The 19,516-nt window shown below is 68.8% G+C and carries 13 protein-coding genes; 3 read left to right on the top strand and 10 right to left on the bottom strand.

All coding sequences use genetic code 11. The features are described 5' to 3' along the window. Positions 1-4: 4 nt before the first annotated feature. Positions 5-1,741 carry a sigma 54-interacting transcriptional regulator gene (locus tag JRI60_RS26440; RefSeq protein ID WP_204228651.1) on the bottom strand — a complete coding sequence of 579 codons (1,737 nt, stop codon included), beginning with the start codon at positions 1,739-1,741 and terminating at the stop codon, positions 5-7. A 9-nt stretch (positions 1,742-1,750) separates the two neighbouring features. Continuing rightward, complete coding sequence (locus JRI60_RS26435) at positions 1,751-5,014, bottom strand: C45 family autoproteolytic acyltransferase/hydolase (RefSeq protein WP_204228650.1); 3,264 nt, start codon at positions 5,012-5,014, stop codon at positions 1,751-1,753. A 272-nt stretch (positions 5,015-5,286) separates the two neighbouring features. Here JRI60_RS26435 and JRI60_RS26430 point away from each other — a divergent pair, with 272 nt between their 5' ends. After that, positions 5,287-6,849: a penicillin-insensitive murein endopeptidase gene (locus tag JRI60_RS26430; RefSeq protein ID WP_239470738.1), complete on the top strand. Its 1,563-nt coding sequence runs from the start codon at positions 5,287-5,289 to the stop codon at positions 6,847-6,849. Positions 6,850-6,897: 48 nt separating this feature from the next. Here the strand turns inward: JRI60_RS26430 and JRI60_RS26425 are convergent, their stop codons facing one another. From JRI60_RS26425 to JRI60_RS26395, 7 genes are all read right to left on the bottom strand, one after another. Beyond that, complete coding sequence (locus JRI60_RS26425) at positions 6,898-7,872, bottom strand: hydroxymethylglutaryl-CoA lyase (RefSeq protein WP_204228649.1); 975 nt, start codon at positions 7,870-7,872, stop codon at positions 6,898-6,900. Beyond that, a complete protein-coding gene (locus JRI60_RS26420) occupies positions 7,839-8,243 on the bottom strand; it encodes a cobalamin B12-binding domain-containing protein (protein WP_204228648.1) in 405 nt (134 codons plus the stop codon). Before JRI60_RS26420 ends, JRI60_RS26425 begins: the two co-directional genes overlap by 34 nt. After that, positions 8,236-8,964 carry a class I SAM-dependent methyltransferase gene (locus JRI60_RS26415; protein WP_204228647.1) on the bottom strand — a complete coding sequence of 243 codons (729 nt, stop codon included), beginning with the start codon at positions 8,962-8,964 and terminating at the stop codon, positions 8,236-8,238. The genes JRI60_RS26420 and JRI60_RS26415 overlap by 8 nt, the downstream gene beginning before the upstream one ends. A 122-nt stretch (positions 8,965-9,086) precedes the next feature. Further along, on the bottom strand, positions 9,087-10,985 hold the full coding sequence (locus tag JRI60_RS26410) for an acyl-CoA mutase large subunit family protein (protein ID WP_275439604.1): 1,899 nt from the start codon (positions 10,983-10,985) through the stop codon (positions 9,087-9,089). Between the two features lie 67 nt (positions 10,986-11,052). Beyond that, complete coding sequence (locus JRI60_RS26405; protein WP_204228646.1) at positions 11,053-12,249, bottom strand: aminotransferase class I/II-fold pyridoxal phosphate-dependent enzyme; 1,197 nt, start codon at positions 12,247-12,249, stop codon at positions 11,053-11,055. Positions 12,250-12,265: 16 nt separating this feature from the next. Continuing rightward, entirely contained in the window at positions 12,266-13,210 is a 945-nt protein-coding gene (locus JRI60_RS26400; RefSeq protein WP_204228645.1) for a phosphatase PAP2 family protein, read from the bottom strand. Then, a complete protein-coding gene (locus tag JRI60_RS26395) occupies positions 13,207-15,699 on the bottom strand; it encodes an efflux RND transporter permease subunit (protein WP_204228644.1) in 2,493 nt (830 codons plus the stop codon). The genes JRI60_RS26400 and JRI60_RS26395 overlap by 4 nt, the downstream gene beginning before the upstream one ends. A gap of 430 nt (positions 15,700-16,129) precedes the next feature. Here JRI60_RS26395 and JRI60_RS26390 point away from each other — a divergent pair, with 430 nt between their 5' ends. Beyond that, on the top strand, positions 16,130-17,671 hold the full coding sequence (locus tag JRI60_RS26390) for an aminotransferase class I/II-fold pyridoxal phosphate-dependent enzyme (RefSeq protein WP_204228643.1): 1,542 nt from the start codon (positions 16,130-16,132) through the stop codon (positions 17,669-17,671). 15 nt (positions 17,672-17,686) lie between these two features. Then, positions 17,687-18,868 carry an N-acetyltransferase gene (locus JRI60_RS26385; RefSeq protein WP_204228642.1) on the top strand — a complete coding sequence of 394 codons (1,182 nt, stop codon included), beginning with the start codon at positions 17,687-17,689 and terminating at the stop codon, positions 18,866-18,868. 21 nt (positions 18,869-18,889) lie between these two features. Here JRI60_RS26385 and JRI60_RS26380 read toward each other — a convergent pair whose 3' ends face one another. After that, positions 18,890-19,453, bottom strand: a complete 564-nt coding sequence (locus tag JRI60_RS26380) for an MlaC/ttg2D family ABC transporter substrate-binding protein (RefSeq protein WP_204228641.1) — start codon at positions 19,451-19,453, stop codon at positions 18,890-18,892. Positions 19,454-19,516 lie beyond the last annotated feature (63 nt).

Below are 19,516 nucleotides of genomic sequence, written 5' to 3'. Positions count from 1 at the left end.
CAGGTCAGGAGTCCTCGCCCAGGTAGCGGAAGATCGAGCGCAGACCGATGCCGAGGGCCTGCGCCGCGTCCTTCTTGCTGCCGCCGCTCCGGGCGATGGCCTCGCGCACGTAGCGCTGAACGAAGGCCTCGCGCGCCTCCTCCAGTGGCACCAGCGGCGCCGTGTCCCCTCCCAGCTCCAGGTCCTCGGGACCGATCAGCTCTCCCGAGGCGAGGATCGCCGCGCGCCGCACCCGCGACACCAGCTCGCGCACGTTGCCCGGGAAGGGATGGCCGAGCAGGGCCTCCGTGGCCTTCTGGGTGAAGCCCCGCGCGCGCCGGCCCTCGCGGCTCAGCACATGGTGGGCGATGAGCAGCACGTCGTCGCCCCGCTCGCGCAGGGGCGGCACCTCCACGCGCACCTCGTCCAGGCGGTAGCGCAGGTCGCCGCGGAAGCGGCCCTCCGCCACCAGGGCCTCGAGGGACCGGTGCGTGGCCGACACCACGCGCATGTCCACCTTGCGCGGATGGTTCTCCCCCAGCCGCGTCACCTCGCGCTCCTGCACCACGCGCAACAGGCGGGACTGGAGCGACAGCGGCATGTCCCCGATCTCGTCCAGGAAGAGCGTGCCGCCGTCCGCGGCCTCCACCAGCCCGGGCCGGTCCGTCCCCGCCCCCGAGAAGGCGCCCTTCACGTGGCCGAACAGCTCCCGCTCGATGAGCGACTCGGGGAGGGCCGCGCAGTTGATGGCCACCAGCCGCCCGCGCCGTCCACTGCGCCGGTGCAGCGCCTTCGCCACCTCCTCCTTGCCCGTGCCCGTCTCACCCTGGATGAGCACGTGGAGCGAGGTGGGCCCCAGGCGCTCCACCTGCCGGTACAGCGCGCGCATGGAAGGCGACTCACCGATGATCCCCTCGAAGGTAGCCGCTTCGATGCGCTGCGTGAGGCTGTCCACCCGTGTGCGCAGCTCCATCAACTCGCGCGAGGTGGCCAGCAGCAGCGCCGCCAGCGAGGACAGGGCCATGGCCTCTTCCAGCTCCCGAGGGGAGAACGGTGGGCGGCCCACGCGCCGTCCGAGGTACACGGCGGACAGCGGCGCCGTCCCCCCGCGCAGGGGCAGCACCAGGGCGGAGGTGAGGCGCAGGGCCACGACACTGGGAGCCCCGGCCAGCGCGGCGTCCGCGGCCACGTCCGATACGAGGACGGGAGCACCCGAGGCCACCACCTGATCCACCAGGCTGTCCACCACCGCCGCCTCCGGCACCGGCCCGGTGGAGCACAGCACATGGCGCCGCGTCCCCTCCGCCGACACGAGGAAGCCCACGTCCGCGTCCGCCACCTCCGCGAGCCCGCGCATGACCTCGTCCAGGAGCTCCACGGTGGGCCGCTGGACCATCAGCCGCGAGGCGAAGCCCGTCAGCACCGCCACCAGCCGTCCACCCGGGGCCCCTTCCGGTACGGAGCCCGCGACTGGCGAGGCCGCTTCGGAGGAGATCAGGGTGAGGGTGCAGCGCCCCACGGAGAAGGACTCGCCCGGAGCGAGTGGTGACAGCTCCACGCGCTTGTTGCGCACGCGCAGCTCACAGCCCTTGGACGCGGCGGACACCGTCCAGCCCCGCGCGTCCCGGAAGAGCAGCGCGTGGCTGGGCTTCACCCCCGGCTCCCGGAGGACGACGTCACAGGCGGAGTCGGAGCCGACGGACACCACGGGCTTCTCCAGGGGCACGTGGCTGCCATCGGGCAGGGCGAGGAAGAGCGGCATGGGGTCCGCTCAGTCTCCCGCGCCCGCCGAGCCGAGAGGCTGGACCTTGGGACCCGGGGCCTCCTCCGGCAGGTCCACCGCCAGCGCGTCGAGGTCGTGGAAGCCGCTGCCGCGCACCTCGCCGCCACGGAAGACGGCCCAGCCCTTCAGATCCTCGTGGATCGAGCGCGTCATGTGCCAGAGCTGCGTGCCGCTGTTGGCCACGTAGAGGTAGAGGATCCGCTTCGGGTTCCAGGGGTTGGGCAGCGCCACGGCGAGCCCGTCATCGGGACGTCCGTAGGTCTTCCCCCGCCACCGGAAGAAGCGCCGGCCGAGCTCCACCGGCAGCTGCTTCTCCGCGGCGATCCGCGCCATCAGCGCGTTGTCCTCGGCGTTGCCCAGGAGGATCAGATCCTTCTCCGCCAGTTCCTGAGCCGTCACCTCGGCGTCGGGCTTCACGGGGGCGAGCACCTCGGTGAAGGCGTTGGCCATTGCGTCGCGGAAGTTCAGGGTGAGCGTGCGCTGGGACTCCACCTCGCGGGCCGTGCCGTGGACGAGCAGCAGGCGGCTGAAGTCATCGGACGGGTTGGAGAGGATCTGGTAGCGCTCGCGCGGCACGGGGATGTCGTTGGAGGGGTTGAACACCACGCGCACCGGCCGCTCCGCCACGTGGAAGGTGAAGGTGCTGCTGGCGCCCTTCACCTCCACCCGCTCCAGCGTCGAGCCCTTCGCGGTGAGCAGCTCCACGGTGGTGACGAAGTGGTAGGGCTTGCCGGCCTGCTCCACCTTCAGCTTCACGTCGTAGCCGTCGCGGGCCTTCGTCGTACTGGCGACGATGCGAGGCGAGGGCAGACCCCCGCGCTCGATCCACTGGGACACGAAGGGCTGGAGCTCCCGGCCCGCGACCTGGGACGCGGTGCGGACGAAGTCCGCCGTGGTGATGTTCTTGTTGGCGTAGCGCTCATGGACGGCGCCCATCACCCGGGAGAAGGACGCATTGCCCAGCAGCAGCCGCAGCTGGTGCAGCAGGAAGGTGCCCTTGATGCGGGGGATGGCGTAGGTGCCATAGCGGTTGTACGAGGTGCGCGCGGCCACGGGCACCACGTCCTCCTCGCGCGCGGCGAGGTAGAGGTAGCGGGCGTTGAGATCCGCCAACGCGTCACGCTGCTGCTCGAAGGCCTTGTCCTCCGCGTCCGGCAGCTCCTTCAGCAGGGACCAGTAGCCGGCCGAGCCACTCACCAGCCAGTTCTCCCCGTCCGTGGCGGGGAACACGGTGTTGGACCAGAGAAGCTTCTTGTCGAAGCCCAGGGCCTCCTTCACCTTGTCGAGCTCCCGCTTGGGCTCGGGGAGCTTCGTCTCCTGGGCGAGGGCGCGGGCACGAGCCTCCTTCAGCTTGTCCGCCACGTAGATGGGGCTGAAGGCGGTGTAGCCCAGCGACAGGTGGGGAATGGCGCCGGGGAAATCCATGAGGATGCGCCCGTTGCCCACGAACTTCTCGCGCTGGGTGGGCTTTCCGAAGTGCGCGAGGAACATGAGCTGGCGCGCCATCTCGGTGGTGGTGATCTTGGCATCACAGGCGTGGGAGCGGGTGATGGGGCTGGAGGCCATGGCGCGGATGGCGTTGTCCAGGTCGATGCCGCCCTTGCCGTGCTTCTCGTAGTACTCCTGGAAGGCGATGTCCCGGTTCCAGGTGTCGAAGGCCAGGTCCACCGGGGCATTCAGCGGGTTGGCGACGTACTCCTTGCGCAGCTCCAGCTCCCGGCTGTTGTTGTTGGCCCAGATGAAGTCCTTGAGGTTGCCCGGGGTGTCCGCGCGGTTGCCGGGGCTGCCGGTGCGCCACAGCCGGCTCTTCTTCGTGGCCAGCGACAGGCAGGCGCCCTCGCCGCTCTTCACGTCCGCCAGCGTCCAGTCATTCGTGTAGAGGCCGTTGTTGCGCGTCGACATGATGCGGGCCACGTCGTCGATCGACGAGGCGTACTGGATCGCCTTGCGGCTGCGGTTGCTCTGGGGCGTACCGTCGGGCTCGAAGGGCGTCTGCTCCACCGTGGTCTCCCCGATGACGATGCCCGCGTCGTTCATCAGCCAGTCCGAGCCGCTGTGGATGCCGCCCGGGAACGTCTGCAGGACGAAGCGGTGGCCCTTCGTCGGCTTCACGTCCAGCACCACGTCCCAGTGGACGCCGGTGTAGCCGTTCCACATGAAGATCTGCGCCATGATGAGCTGGCCATCCTGGGTCGCCGACTTCGTGGCCACGAAGGACGAGCAGTGGTCGCCCTCCCCTCCCCGCTTCGTCTCGTCCTCGCCCTTGAGGAAGGTGCGCCCCGACAGCGGCGTGGCGCTCACCCGGTTCGCATCCTCGAGATGCGCCAGATCCACCGCCGAGTTGAGGGTCACCACGTCCAGCAGATCCAGCTCGCGATCCTTGTACTTCGCACCGCCCTTGTTGGCCCCGTCCGCGATGCCCTTCATCTCCTCGAGGAACTCGGGCTCGAACTTGCGCAGGAAGAGCGAGTCGGTGAGCAGCCGGAGCTGCGCCCAGCCATTGGCCGAGTCCTGGCGGTTCTTGCGGTAGCCCAGCTTCTCCATGAAGACGACGATGTCGTCCGCCATGAGCTGGCCGTACTGCAGGCCGCGCTCGTACGGCTCGCCCTCGATGTGGACGAACTTCCACCCGCCGTCGTCGTAGCGGAAGCCCTTGCCGGCCCAGCGCACGGACTCCAGCGGGATGTAGGTGGTGATGTCGTCCACCTCCTCCAGGCGCACGTCGTCGAACCACGCGGTGCCGGTGGCCTTGCCATTGCGGCCCAGGTGCATCTGGACCTGGTCCGTGCTCTGTGCGGCGAAGAAGAGCACCGAGACGCGCCCGTCCTGGTCCGCGCCCAGCGTCGGGGAGCTGTTGGTGAAGGGGAAGCTCTTCATCGACAGGCAGGCGCCGAGCGCCGTGGGGTAGCGCGCTTGCGGATCCGCCCGCACGCCGCGCGTCCTCACCCACGCGCTGAGCCGATAGAGGCGGCCCACCTGGAGCTTCACGGGCTGGGACTGGACGGTGGTCTCGGCGCCTCCGGCGGGGTTCTCGATGACGAGCCCCTTGGCGCCCTCGGAGCGGCCCTCCGCGCTGGAGGTCACCCGGCCCTCGCCGCTCACCGTCCAGCCCGCGGGCAGCCCCGAGGTTCCGGGCGCCTCGAAGCCGGCGTTGGTCACGGGCACCTGCGCGGCGGCGGACGGCGTCGCGTGAAGCCCTCCCACGGTGAGGAGCACTGCGCCGAGGAGTGAGATCTTTCGAAGCGGGGTCATGTCCTTCCCGAGGTCGTTGGGGGGCCGTCTACTTCTCCCGCCCCACCCCGGGCCGTCAACCCTCGCCCCACCTCCGGCGAGCCCCCCCCGCACCTCGACTGGACTCCGAAGTGCCCGGTTTCACTCGCGAATCGGTCCGAGGTAGGTGCCGTCACGGGTCTGGCGGCCTCGGCCCCACGCGTCAAGTCCCTCCAGGATGCCTGCCAGGAGTCCCAGGCAGCCCGAGCGCTTTACTTTGGCCCGGAACAATTTCGGTCCATTCTGCGTGCCGAGTGCGTTCTACATCCTGGATCATCCTGTTGCTGTGCGCTGGCTGCGCGGCGCACGTGGTTCCCTCCGTCTCTCCGTCGAAGGCGACGGAACGGGAGGTGGAAGCGTCGTCGGCCGCGGCTCCTTCTCAGGGGGCGGAGAGCACCCCGGTGCCCCCCGAGGCCGTGACGCAGGCCGTCGTCGAGAACAACGACGCGGCCGTCGCGGCGTCCGAGCCCTCCTCCGAAGGGAGCGAGGAGACCGAGGACGGTGACGACGAGGTGGCGGACGCCACCGACACCGACGAGGGCGAGGCCCAGGAGGCGCCCACGGGCGCCGTGCCCACGGGTCCGCTCTACACCGCCGACCTCACGGACGAGCAGCTCACGGAGCTGTGGAAGAAGGAGCCGAAGGCGCTCGGGTCGATCTCCGTGGGGTTCGTCGAGAGCGGCCGCATGGTGAACTCGGTCCGCGTGCCCGAGAGCCCCGAGTGGATCGTGGTCTCGCCCGAGCTGGCCTGGGGCACCCAGGAGACGGTGGACTACCTCGCCAAGGCCATCCGCGAGGTCCGGGCGCAGTACCCGAAGGCGCCCCCGCTCCGGGTGAACCAGCTCAGCTCCCGCGAGGGCGGCTACCTGCGCCCGCACAAGAGCCACCAGAACGGCCGGGACGTGGACCTGGGCTTCTACTACCCCACCGTGGATCCCATCCGCGTGAGGGAGCGCGAGAAGTACATCGACCTCGAGCTGAACTGGGCGCTCATCAAGTCGCTCGCCACGAACTCGGACGTGCAGATGATCCTCGTGGACAAGCGCGTCATGAAGGTCCTGTACGACTACGCGCTGCGCAAGGGCGAGAACAAGGAGTGGCTGGACTCGCTCTTCAACGCCGGGGCGAAGTCCCTCATCAAGCACGCCCGGCGCCACCGCGACCACTTCCACGTGCGCTTCTTCAACCCGCGCGCCCAGGAGCTGGGCCGCCGCGTCGCCCCACTGCTCGCGATGCAGCCGGACCAGAACATCGTCATGCACCGGGTGCGCTCGGGTGACACGCTCGGCGCCATCGCCCTGCGCTACAACTCCGGCGTGGAGCGGATCAAGAAGGCCAACCGGATGCGCGGCACCTTCCTGCGTCTGGGCCAGGTGCTCGCGGTGCCCCTGCGCGGTCCCTGCACCCGCTGCCCCATTCCCCCGCCCGTCGTCGTTCCCCCGCGCCGGCTCCCGCCCGGGCTCGAGCAGCAGGCTCCGGCCCTGGCCACGCAGCAGGCCCCCGCCACTCCCGCTCCGGCGCCCGCTCCCGTCGAGCCGCAACCGGCCGTGGTGGTGGCGCCCGCGACGCAGACGCCTGCTCCCACGGAGCAGCAGCCGGCCGTGGTCACGCAGCAGGCCCCCGTCACCGCCGAGACCCAGCAGGCTCCGGCCGCTCAGCCGGGGCCCACGGGCGGGAGCGCTCCGGCGGGTTCGGACAGCCCGACCGAGCCCCCCGTGCCCGAGAGCGCTCCGTCGGAGCACTCGGGTGGGGGCTCGCCAGCGGGGACGGATACGTCCGCCGCGATCATGCCGGGAAGGACGACGGCGCTGCACTGAGACGGGGCGCGGGTGCACCGCGCTCCCCCGCCGCCGGATGACGCGGACTCAGGTCTGCGCCCGGCGGCTCGCCTTCTTCTCGCGCTCGCCCAGGGCCGCCTGGAGGAACTTGCCCGCCAGCTTCCGGCCGATGAGCTCCTGCGCCACCATGCCCGCCTCGACGAGCTTGTCGAGGTTGATGCCCGTCTGCACGCCCATGCCGTGGAGCATGTAGACGAGATCCTCCGTGGCCAGGTTTCCCGCCGCGCCCGGAGCGTACGGGCAGCCACCGAGTCCGCCGATGCTGGCGTCGAACGTCGTCACGCCCATCTGCAGGCCCACCAGCGCGTTGGCCAGCGCCGTGCCTCGCGTGTCGTGCAGGTGCAGCGCCAGCTTCTCCACCGGGATGTGCTCCAGCAGCGCGGAGAGGATCGTCTCCGTCTGCCTCGGCGTCCCCACCCCGATCGTGTCACCCAGGCTGAGCTGGTAGATGCCACCGTCCACCAGCGCGCGGCTGATCTCCACCACGCGCGACACGGGCACCTCGCCCTCGTAGGGGCAGCCCCACACCGTGGACAGGTAGCCGCGCACCCGCAGGCCCGCCTTGAGCGCCGCCTCGGTGGTCTGCCTCGCCTCGGCCACCGCCTCGGCGATGCTCTTGTTGATGTTCTTCTTCGAGTGGGCCTCGGACGCGGAGATGAAGACCGCCGCCTCCTCCAGGCCCGCCTCCTTGGCGCGCGACAGGCCCCGGAGGTTGGGCACCAGCGCGGAGAACGTCACGCCCTCTCGCCGGCCCACCAGGCGCAGCAGCTCCTCGGCGTCCGCCAGCTGGGGGATCCACTTGGGTGACACGAACGACGTCACCTCGATGCGCTTCTCCCCCGCCGCGATCAGCGCCTCCACCAGCCTCGCCTTGTCTCGCGTGGGCAGCGTGCGCAGCTCGTTCTGCAGGCCGTCACGAGGGCCTACCTCGTACACGTCCACCCGTTCCGGCAGTCCTGCGAGCCCGCTCAAGCGCGGGCGGCGATGTTGGTTCGGATCCACTGGACGATGTCCTGCGTCGAGCTTCCGGGGGTGAAGATCTCCGTCACGCCCAGGCCCTTGAGCTTGGGAATGTCGTCATCCGGGATGATTCCTCCGCCGAACACCGCGATGTCGAGCGCGTCGCTCTTCTTCAGCAGCTCGATCACCGCCGGGAACAGCGTCATGTGCGCTCCCGACATGATGGACATGCCGATCGCGTCCACGTCCTCCTGGATGGCGGCGTTGACGATCATCTCGGGCGTCTGGTGCAGCCCCGTGTAGATGACCTCCATGCCCGCATCGCGCAACGCCCGGGCGATGATCTTCGCCCCTCGGTCGTGCCCGTCCAGGCCAGGCTTGGCCACCAGAATTCGCAGCTTCTTCTCAGCCATGTCGCAGCTCAGCTCCCACGATGAGGTCCGTCGATGCGGCGGATGGCTGCTCCCCCTCCAGCCCGCCATGCACCCAACGGATCGAAAATCCCGTGAATTCCAACAGTTGGATCAGATCCGCAAGAGGATAGTAACGGATGGCATATTGCCCGGAAAGGACACGTCCATCCGGTAATGTCAGTCGCCTGGAGCCCTGGTCCCGACTCCGCGCCGCATCGAAACGGCTCTCCTCCTCCAGCAGGCTACCGTCCGGTAGGTAGGTGGAGAACGAAGCCTCCGGTTGTGACGCGAGCCGCTCGTACGGCACCGTGTGCAATACCAGACGCCCTCCGGGCCGCAGGCTCCGCGCGACTTCTCGAAGGAGCTCCACGTGCTCCTCGTCCGAGAAGACGAAGAGCGTCGAGTACCAGGCGTAGGCTCCCGCCAGTGAGCCCGTGCCAAATGGAAGCGAGCGGAGATCCGCTCGCACCGCCGGAAAGCCTGGCAGCCGCTCCGCGAGTGAAAGGGCGTCCAGCTCGAGGCCGATGATTCGCCCGGCCAGTGGGCCCGCGGTGTTGAGGCGCGACGCGTGCCGGCCGTGGCCACAGCCGAGGTCCACCACGGGGCCTGGGACGGTGAGGTCCTGGAAGCTTCTCGCGAGGTACGCCACTTCCTTCGCAGTCGTTTCCTCGGAGAGGAACGGCAGCGTGGAACGGAGGTAGAGCTCGCCGAAGAAGCTCACGGTGGGAAGACCCTCACCCTAGCCCTCTCCCAGAGGGAGAGGGGACATACACGGTGGAACGTCGTTGGGCCCTCTCCCTCTGGGAGAGGGTCGGGGTGAGGGTCGTCACCGCGACCCTCGGTTCAGAACGCGCCACCCTCGCGGTACGCGCCCCACACCTTGCGGAACACGTCGGAGATCTCTCCCAACGTCGCGTACGCCTTCACCGCCTCCAGCACCGGCGGCATCAGGTTGTCCGTTCCCCTCGCCGCCGCCTCCACCTTCGCCAGCGCCGCGTCCACCGCCTTCTGGTCGCGCTCCGACTTCACCTTCGCCAGCCGCGCCATCTGCGCCTCCGCCACCTTCTCGTCGATGTGCAGCAGCTCGATCGGCGCGTCCCGGTCCGACTTGAACGCGTTCACTCCCACGATCAGCCGATCCCCCTGCTCCACCTCGCGCTGGAAGCGGTACGCGCTCTCGCCGATCTCCTTCTGCGGGTACTGCTCCTCCACCGCCCGGATGATGCCGCCCATCTCGTCGATGCGGCGGATGTACTCGAGCGCCCGCTTCTCCATCTCGTCCGTCAGGTACTCCACGTAGTAGCTGCCCGCGAGCGGGTCCACCACGCGGTCCGCGCCGGACTCGTGGGCGATCAGCTGCTGGGTGCGCAACGCGATCGTCACCGACTCCTCGGTGGGCAGCGCGTACGTCTCGTCCAGCGAGTTGGTGTGCAGCGACTGCGTGCCGCCGAGCACTGCCGCGAAGGCCTGCAGCGCCGTGCGCACCACGTTGTTGTACGGCTGCTGCGCCGTGAGCGACACGCCGGCCGTCTGCGCGTGCGTCTTGAGCTGCATCGAGCGCGGGTTCTTCGCGCCGAAGCGATCGCGCATCACGTGCGCCCAGATGCGGCGGGCGGCGCGGAACTTGGCGACCTCCTCGAAGAAGTCGTTGTGCACGTCCCAGAAGAACGACAGCTGCGGGGCCACCTCGTCCACGTCCAGGCCGCGCTTCACGCACTCCTCGACGTAGCCGATGCCGTCGGCCAGCGTGAAGGCCAGCTCCTGCACCGCCGTCGCTCCGGCCTCGCGGATGTGGTAGCCGCTGACCGACACCGGGTACCACTTCGGCATGTTCTTCGTGCAGAACTCGATCATGTCCGTCACGATCCGCACCGCGGGCCGGGGACCGACGATCCACTCCTTCTGCGCGATGTACTCCTTGAGCATGTCGTTCTGGATGGTGCCCGCCAGCTTCGCCATCGGAACGCCCTGCTTCTCACCCACCGCGATGTACATGCACAGCGCCACGATGGCGCTCGCATTGATCGTCATCGAGGTGGTCACCTTGTCCAGCTGGATGCCGTCGAAGAGCACCTCGAAGTCGGCCAGCGAGGAGACGCTCACGCCCTCCTTGCCCACCTCGCCCCGGCTCATCGAGTGGTCGCAGTCGTAGCCCATGAGCGCGGGCATGTCGAAGGCCGTGGACAGGCCCGTCATGCCGTGGCTGATGAGGTACTTGAAGCGCTTGTTGGTGTCCTCGGGCGTGCCGAAGCCGGCGAACTGGCGCATCGTCCAGAGGCGGCCGCGGTACATGGTCGGCTGCGGGCCGCGCGTGAACGGGAACTGGCCCGGCAGGCCGATCGCATCCGGGGACTCGGTCTTGCGGTCCGCCAGCGTCACCACGTCCGGGATGGGGATGCCCGAGTCGGTGACGAACGTCTTGCGGCGCAGCGGCATCTTCTGCGTCACCGCGGCCAGCTCGCTCTTCGCCCACTTCTCGGTGGTCTTGCCCACCACCTTCGCCGTCGCCGCGTCGTAGGTGCGCAGCACCACGTTCTTCTTCTTGGGCGCGGCGGCCTTGGTGGCCTTCTTCGCGACCGCCTTCACGGCCTTCGTCGCGGCCTTCACGGCCTTCTTCGCCGCCTTGGCCGGCTTGCTGGCCTTCGTGGGCTTGGACGTGGACCGGCCCGCCTTCTTGGCGGACTGGTTCGAGCGGGGAGCGGAGAGCCTCTTGGACTCGGTCGGGGTTCGAGGGGAGGGCATGTTGGCGCGGGGATGTAACACCCGGGTTGTGGAGGTCGCAAGCCGCCCGGCTCCCGGGTTCCAGGCGTCAGCGGGCCCGAGCCAGCCCCTCCTTCAACCGGCGCACCGCTTCATCCAACACCGCCTCTGTCTTGCAGAAGGCGAAGCGCGCCATCCCCTGCCCCAGGTGCTTGTGCTCGGGACCATAGAAAACACTCGGAGGGATGGCCGCTACTCCCACCTCCGTCACCAGGTGTCGGCAGAAGGCCACGTCGTCCGCGAAGCCCCTCCCGCGAATGTCCGCCATGATGAAGTAGCTGCCCTCGGGCACGTACGCCTTCAGTCCCGCCTCGGCGAGCCCCGAGAGCAGCCGCTCCCTCTTGGAGAGGTACTGGGTGCCCAGCTCCTGGAAGTACGTGTCCGGCAGCCGCAGCGCCGCCGCCATCGCCGCCTGCAGTGGCGAGGCCGTGGCGAACGTCACGAACTGGTGCGCCCGCTGCACCGCGTCACGCAGCGCCGGTGGCGCGATGATCCATCCAATCTTCCAACCGGTGAGGCTGAACGACTTGCCCCCGCTGCTCACGGTTACCGTCCGGTCGGTCAGTGACGGCACGGTGGCGGCGCGGATGTGTCGCGCGGGCGCGAAGACGATGTGCTCGTACACCTCGTCCGAGAGCACCTTCACATCGAACTCGGCGCACAGGCCGCCCAGGAACTCGAGCTCCTCGCGGGTGAACACCTTGCCGGTGGGGTTGTGCGGCGTGTTGAGGATGAGCACCCGCGTCCGGGGACCGAAGGCGGCGCGCACCTCGTCCCGATCGAACCACCACGTGGAGTGCGAGGCGTCCGGCGGCCGCAGCGGCACGTAGCGCGACTTCGCCCCGAGGAAGCCGATGTTGGCGTCGTACGAGTCGTAGAAGGGCTCGAAGGCCACCACCTCGTCACCCGGATCCACCAGGCCCAGCAGCACGCAGAAGATGGCCTCGGTGGCACCGCTGGTGACGGTCACCATGGTGTCCGGATCGATGCCCGTGTGCCCGTGGAAGCGCGCGCCGTGCTCGGCGATGGCCACGCGCAGGTCGCGCAGGCCGCTGCTGGGCGCGTACTGATTCACCCCGTCGGTGATGGCCTTGCGGGCGGCCTCCTTCACGGCCTCGGGCCCGTCGAAGTCCGGGAAGCCCTGCCCCAGGTTCATGGCCCCGTGCTTCAGCGCCAGCGCGCTGAACTCGGTGAAGACGGTGGTTCCGAGATGGGCCACCCGGCCCGCGAAGATTGGCCTGCTCATGCGTACGCTCCCTTGTTCAGGGGCGTACGATAGCGTCCATTCGCACCGGGCGCGTCACTTCGCGCCGCGCCGTGGCCCTGCTCCAGGCCATCGAGAGGCTCACCACCACCAGCATCAGCGGCACCGCGCACAGCAGGTCCGTCAGGTAGTGGAAGCGGCCCACCAGGGTGGCCAGGATGAGGCAGATCGCCGGCACCACCATCACCCGGAAGAAGCGCGGCACGAACCGGAAGGCGTACACCAGCACCAGCAACGCCGTCCCGGTGTGCCCCGAGGGGAAGCAGTCCCGCGAGAACGGCGGCATGCGCATCACCGAGTCCAGGAAGGACGTCGCCCACAGCCCATTCACGGGCCCGGAGAAGGAGTGGAAGAGGAAGTAGCGCGGGCCGATGGCGGGCACCAGCGCGTAGCAGACGTAGTTGGCCAGGAAGAAGAGGCTCAGCGCGATGAGGTACTCGTCGAAGGCCTCGCGGCGTCCGGTGAAGTACAGCACCAGGCCCAGCGCCAACGGCCAGACGAAGTGGCCGTAGTAGCAGACCATCAGGATGTCGGTGAGCCAGGGCGGCACCATCTGCCCGAGCACCACGGACGCCTGGGCCCCGAGCAGCCGCTGATCCAGCATGGCGAGCTGGGCATCGCGCAGCACCGGGGTGGCGGCCGTCACCAGGGGGTTGAGCAACCCGTGGCTGAGGCTCAACACCGGCAGCAGCCAGAAGGAGGCCATGAAGGCCAGCAGCCGGTTCCTGGGAAAGGAGGCCTCCAGGGTGCGCAGCACCAGGGGGCCGAGCGCGAAGATGGCGAATTGAACAGCGGACTCCGTCGAGCCGGGGGCCCAGCGAGCGGGTCCCACGAGGGCCAGGGCGGCCAATGAACAGGAGGCGACGATGATGAGGTCGACTCCCTTGAAGCTCACTTCCTGGCTGCCCTCTCGAGTACGGCTATACGAAGTCCATTCGCTCACGCCGATTTACGCTCCCCCGGTTCCGTAGCGGCCTCGTCATTCCTGGGCGCGCCAATCTCCAGGCTCCGAACCATGCCCCCCTCCCGCTTCCTGCCCTTCCAGCGCTCCATCAAAGCGAGCATGGCCGGGAAGAAGACGGTGGTGCCCAGGAAGGTGCACATGACGCCCAGAAGTGCAATCTGACCGATCGACCTCAGACCGGCGTGATGGGAGATCAACAGAGCGCCGTAGCCCGCGGCGTTGGACAGGGTGGCGACCACCGCCGCCAGGCCCGTATGGCGCACGACGTGGCCCAGCGAGCCAGGGCCCTCCTCCTCGTACCGGTGGAAGAGGTGCACCGAGTTGTCCACCGCGATGGCCAGCAGGTTGGGCAGCACCACGGCGTTGATGAAGTTCAGCTGGACATCGAACAGGTACATCCCGCCCGCCAGGCACAGCATGCCCAGGAACAGTGGCCCGGCCACCAGGCAGGCACGCTTGAAGCTGCGCAGGCTGATGAGGATGGTCAAGAAGACCACCGACGCGGCCGCCCAGAGGATGAAGGGTCCGTCCCCGCGCACCATGGAGAAGATGCGCGCGGCGATCCGGTTGCTATCCAACACCGCGAGGTCCACACCCCGGGCCTTGGCCCCGGCGATGACCTCGTCGAGCTGCGAGGCCCACGCCGCCAGCTCCCGGGTGTCGTGGTTGGACACCGAGGGGAACAGCAGCAGGAACATGCCCTTGCCATCCATCGCCTCGAAGCGGCGGCGCACCTCCACGGGCATCTCATCCGGCCCGTAGGGCTGGGCCTCCAGCATCTTCTTCACCGTGGCCACGCGCTGATCCTCCTGCGCGTCCTGGGGCAGCTTCTCCAGCATCCCGCGCAGCGCGGCGATCTGCTCCTGGTGCGCCGGCACGTCCCGCGGCAGCAGATCATTGAGCGAGGCGGACTGCTTGAAGGTGGAGTCCGCGCCGTGGCGGGTCTTCACCTCCTCGATGACCTGCTGCACCACCTGGGCCTGCTTCAGGTCCTCCACCAGGAGGATGGCCGGGTTGAGCGGAGTGCCCGTCTGCTCGACGATGTGGTCGTCGAGGAGCATCGCGGGCGACTCGCCCTTGAGCTTGCGCATGTTCGTCTCGAAGCCCACGCGCGGCGACACGTAGAGGGAGTAGGCCGCGAAGCCGAGCACCGACAGCAGGATGGCGGTGATGGCCACCGTGGGCATGCGCTTGCCGGGCAGGCGCGGCGTCGCGCTGGCGGGAGCCTCGGGCGCGTGCGCGGTCTCCTGCTTGCGAGCGCCGGGGCGCAGGCGCTCGGCGAGCACCAGCAGCGCCGGGCCCAGGCCATAGGCCACCAGCACGGACGTGACGACGCCCACGCCCGCCAGCAGGCCGAACTGCTTGAAGGCCTCGAACTGGGCGAACAGCAGCACGAAGAAGGCCGCCGCGTTCGTCAGCGCCGAGGTGATGGCGCCCGCGAAGGTGCCGCGCACGGCCTCCGTCAGCGCCTGGGCCGCGGAGTGCTCGCGCCGCTCCTCCCAGTAGCGCATGGCCAGGTGGATGCCGTACTCCAGGCCCAGGCCGATGAGGATGGCCACCAGGAAGCCCGTGACGATGTTCAGGTGGCCGATCGCCAGCTCCGCCACGGCGAACGTCAGCGACACACCGAAGATGACGGGCACGCCCACCACCGCCAGTGCCCACAGCCGCCGCGTGGCCAGCAGGATGATGGCCACCGCCATCACCGCCGAGAGGACTCCGGCGCGCGTGAGATCCTTGCGCATCACCGCGTCCTCCTCGAGCCGGGCCTGGAAGGCGCCCGCGTAGTCGAGCTCCACTCCGGGCCAGCCCTGGGCCACCTCGGCGGCCGTGCGCTTCACGTCGTCCACCAGCTTCTGCGCGAAGGCGATGTCACCCGCCGTCCCATCCGGCTTCACCATCAGGAACACCTCGGAGCCGTCCGCGCTCCCGAGGTACTCGCGCATGGGCGCCTCCGGGCTGTACTTCTTGACGATGGCGTCGAAGTCCGGCGGCGCGTCCTGCTCGTCCAGCAGGTCCACCGCGAGGGCAGTCTGCTTCTCGTAGCGCAGCCGCGCCTCCACGTCCTGGCGCAGCGCCTGGAGCTTCTCGGTGGGCAGCAGCAGCAGCCCGCGCTCCTGGAAGAAGGCCACGTCGAAGTGGTGCTCGACGTAGCGCACCTCCGGCAGCGTCTCGAGCTTCTTGGCCAGGGCGTCGGAGAAGGCGCGCAGCGCCTCGGGCTTCACGCCCTGCGCGCGCACCACCAGATAGCCGTCTCCGCCGGCCTTCTGCGCCACCCGGGTGAGATCCTGGACCTCGGGGGCCTCCTTGGGCAGCAGCTCCACGAAGGACCCGCGGAACTCCAGACGTCCGGCCAGCAGGGCTCCCCCCAGCGCCAGCAACGTGAAGGCCAGCACCACGCGCCACGGGCGAGCGAGCGTGCTCCGGATGAAGGCCTCGTACCAACGCCGTCGAAGAGACTCAGCCAAGCTTGACCCCAGTCGAGTGGAGGCCCGCAGAAAGCAAACTTCCGCTTCCCTGTCACGGCCTCAGAGAATGACGGTTCCAACACCGCCGGTACCGGAAGCCTTCCGCCCGCGTCCGGAAGGCCCCCGTCCGCGCCTCGAGAACCAGGGCAGGCGTGCCCCGACTGTGCAACCGGTTGCTCACTTGCCTGTCAAGGGAATCAAAAGGGGGTTCGTGTCAACCCCGCCCCGGGGCAAAAAGCCCCCCAGGCCTGGGAGCACATCGCCGGACAGTCGGTGCCTTGACACTCGGAGGGTGACTCAATATTGACGGCCACGCCTGGACCCCCGAGGAGGACGCGCGCTGCGGTGCCCCGGGTCGGTATGAACACTGCAGGGAAGCGCGCCCCATTATTCGCGGAGCCCGGACCTCCCCCAAGAGAGAAGACCCCCCATGAGTGACGTGTTCGAGAAGTGCCGCAGCTGGAAGGACTACCGCATCGCCAAGGCCACGGGGCTGTACCCCTACTTCCGCGCCATCGAGGAGTCGTTCGGGGCGACGGAGGTCCAGATCGAGGGCCGCCGCGTCATCATGGTGGGGTCGAACAACTACCTGGGCCTGAGCGCGGATCCCCGGGTGAAGGAGGCGGCGATCAAGGCGGTGGAGCGCTACGGCACCACGTGCTCCGGCTCGCGCCTGCTCAACGGCACCCTGGCGCTGCACGAGGAGCTGGAGCAGCGCCTGGCGAAGTTCCTCAACCGCGAGGCCGCGCTGGTCATCTCCACCGGCTTCCAGACGAACCTGGCCATGGCCTCCATCCTGGGCCGTCACGACATCGTCTTCGCGGACCGGCAGAACCACGCCTCGCTGGTGGACGGTGTCCGGCTGTCCTTCGCCACCGAGCGCAAGTACCGGCACAACGACCTGGAGCACCTCGAGCAGCTGCTGCAGCAGGCCGCCGAGAAGGAGCCCAAGGCGGGGAAGATCATCGTCACCGACGGCGTGTTCTCGATGGAGGGCGACATCTGCGACCTGCCCCGCATCGTGGAGCTGTCCAAGAAGTACAACGCGCGGGTGATGACGGACGACGCCCACTCCATGGGCGTGCTGGGTGAGAAGGGCCGCGGCACCTCCGAGTACTTCGGCCTGGAGGCGGAGACGGACCTGGTGATGGGCACGTTCTCCAAGAGCTTCGCGTCGCTGGGCGGCGTGCTGGCCGGCCCGCACGACGTCATCAACTACATGCGCCACAAGTCGCGCTCGGTCATCTTCTCCGCGTCCATGACGCCGGCGTCCATCGCCTCGGCGCTCAAGGCGCTGGAGATCATCGAGGCCGAGCCGCAGCGGCGCGCGCGCCTGCTGGACATCGCCGAGAAGATGCACAACGGCTTCCGCGCCATGGGCTTCGACACGGGCGTGTCGGTGACGCCGGTGGTGCCGGTGCACATCGGTGATCAGGTGAAGTGCTTCCGCTTCTGGAAGGCGCTGCACGAGGCGGGCGTGTTCGCCAACCCCGTGATTCCTCCGGCGGTGGAGCCGGGCCACGCCCTCATCCGCACCAGCTACATGGCCACGCACACGGACGAGCAGCTGGACCGGGTGCTCGACATCTTCGAGCAGATTGGCAAGAAGCTGGACGTCATCCCCCAGACGCGGCCGTCCTCGTACACCCCGGTGCAGATCGCCCGCCCGGGCACGCAGGTGCGCAACAACAAGGCCTCGGAGAAGTGGGCCGCGGCCAGCGCGGGTCAGAACGGCACCAACGGCTTCTCGCTGGATCAGCTCTCGCGCATGTCCTCGCGCGAGGTGGCCGGCAAGCTGTTCGACGCCGTGGAGTCGCTCACCTGGAAGGCCGCCAACCTCCAGCCGGACGACATCCGCAAGCTCGGCCAGGTGCCGATGAAGCTGTGGGAGAAGCGCGCGGACATCCCGGGCCTGCTGCTGGAGAAGGGCGCCAACCTCTTCATCCGCAACGGGCGCGAGGACCAGAACTAGCAGGAGAGGACACCCATGGCCGCCACCGCCGAGACGCAGACCCACGAGTCGAAGTTGCCGCCCCTCCCCGCCAACGTGCAGGTGACTCCCGTCCGCACCTCGGCGGATCGCACGGCCTTCATCCGCTTCCCGTACACCATCTACAAGGGCGACCCGAACTTCGTGCCGCACCTGGAGATGGAGCGCCGGGACTTCATGAACCCGAAGAAGCACCCCTTCTTCGAGTTCGGTGAGGTGGAGTTCTTCCTGGCCCGCCGCGAGGGCGAGGTGGTGGGCCGGATCGCGGCGGTGAACAACCCCCGCTACAACGAGTTCCAGGGCACCAACGTCGGCTTCTTCGGCCTCTTCGAGTGCGTGAATGACGCCGGCGTGGCCCGGGTGCTCTTCGAGGCGGCCGCCTCCTGGCTGCGCGCCAAGGGCTTCGCCTCCGTGATCGGCCCGATGAGCTACTCCACCAATGGCGAGGTGGGCATGCTCATCGACGGGTTCAACACCCCGCCGGCCATCATGACGACGTACAACCCCACCTGGTACCCCGCGCTCGTCGAGGCCAACGGCTTCACCAAGGCCAAGGATCTGTTCGCGTGGGAGCTGTCCTCCTCCACCCCGCCACCGGAGAAGGTGGCGCGCATCGCGGAGAAGATCCGCCAGCGCGAGGGGGTCACCGTGCGCCCGGTGAACCTGAAGGAGTTCGACGCCGAAGTGGCCCGGGTGAAGACGATGTACAACCAGGCCTGGGAGAAGAACTGGGGCTTCGTCCCGATGACGGAGCACGAGTTCGATCACCTGGCGCGCGATCTGAAGCAGATGGTGCGCCCGGAGCTCGTGCTGGTGGCCGAGGTGAAGGGCCAGCCCGTGGGCTTCTCGCTCACCCTGCCGGACGCCAACGAGGCCATCAAGGCGGCCAATGGCCGGCTCACCACGTTCGGCCTGCCCATCGGTCTGGCGAAGCTGCTGCTGGCCTCGCGCCGCATCCGCCGGCTGCGCCTCGTCCTGCTGGGCACCGTCGAGGGCTACCGGCGCCGCGGCCTGGACGCCATCCTCTACCTGGACACCCTGAACAAGGCGCGCGAGCTGGGCTACGAGGGCGGGGAGATCTCCTGGACGCTCGAGGACAACCACCTCGTCAACCGCGCCATCGAGTCCATGGGCGGCAAGCGCTCCAAGCTGTACCGCGTCTACGAGAAGCCGCTGTAGACGCGGTCCGGGGGAAGTCCGTCACTGCACGGACTTCTCGAGCTGCGCCTTCTTGGCCTTCAGGGTGGCCAGCAGGCCGTCGAAGCCCTTGTCGGCGATCAGCTTGCGGAACTGGCCCTGGTAGGTCTCCAGGAGCGACACGTCATCGGTGACGATGTCGTAGATGCGCCACTCGCCCTTCCCGGCCGTCTTGTAGAGCTTGTACTCGACGGGGAACTTGTCCCGGTTCACGTTCACCGTGGTGCCCACGGTGGCCTCGTTCCCCTCGACCGTCTCCTTGCCGTACTCCACCTGCGTCTTGCCCTGGCCGAGCGCCTTCTGGGCGTAGGAGGCGCGCAGCAGGCCCTCCATGGTGCTGGAGAAGTCCTTGCGCTGGGCGGCCGTCAGCTTGTCCCACTTGTCGCCGAGCGCGCGCTTGGACAGCTCACCAAAATCCACGAAGCGCTCTACCACCTTCGAGAGCTGATCCGCGGTGGCCCCCTTCGCGGAAGCGACCTTCTGGACGTCGGTATTGCCCGACTTCACGACATCGAGGGGACCTGGGGCGGCGGTGAGCAGCACGGCTGCGAGCAGGGAGGCGAACATATCGGTGTGACTCCGTATCGCTGAAAGTGAAAGTTGGGAGAGAGGACAGCCCGCGGCCCGGAG

Origin of the sequence: Archangium violaceum (assembly GCF_016887565.1) — a bacterium.
Classification (GTDB): domain Bacteria; phylum Myxococcota; class Myxococcia; order Myxococcales; family Myxococcaceae; genus Archangium; species Archangium violaceum_B.
The sequence above is the reverse complement of the archived record's forward strand: the minus strand, read 5'-3'. Positions and strand labels throughout refer to the sequence as shown.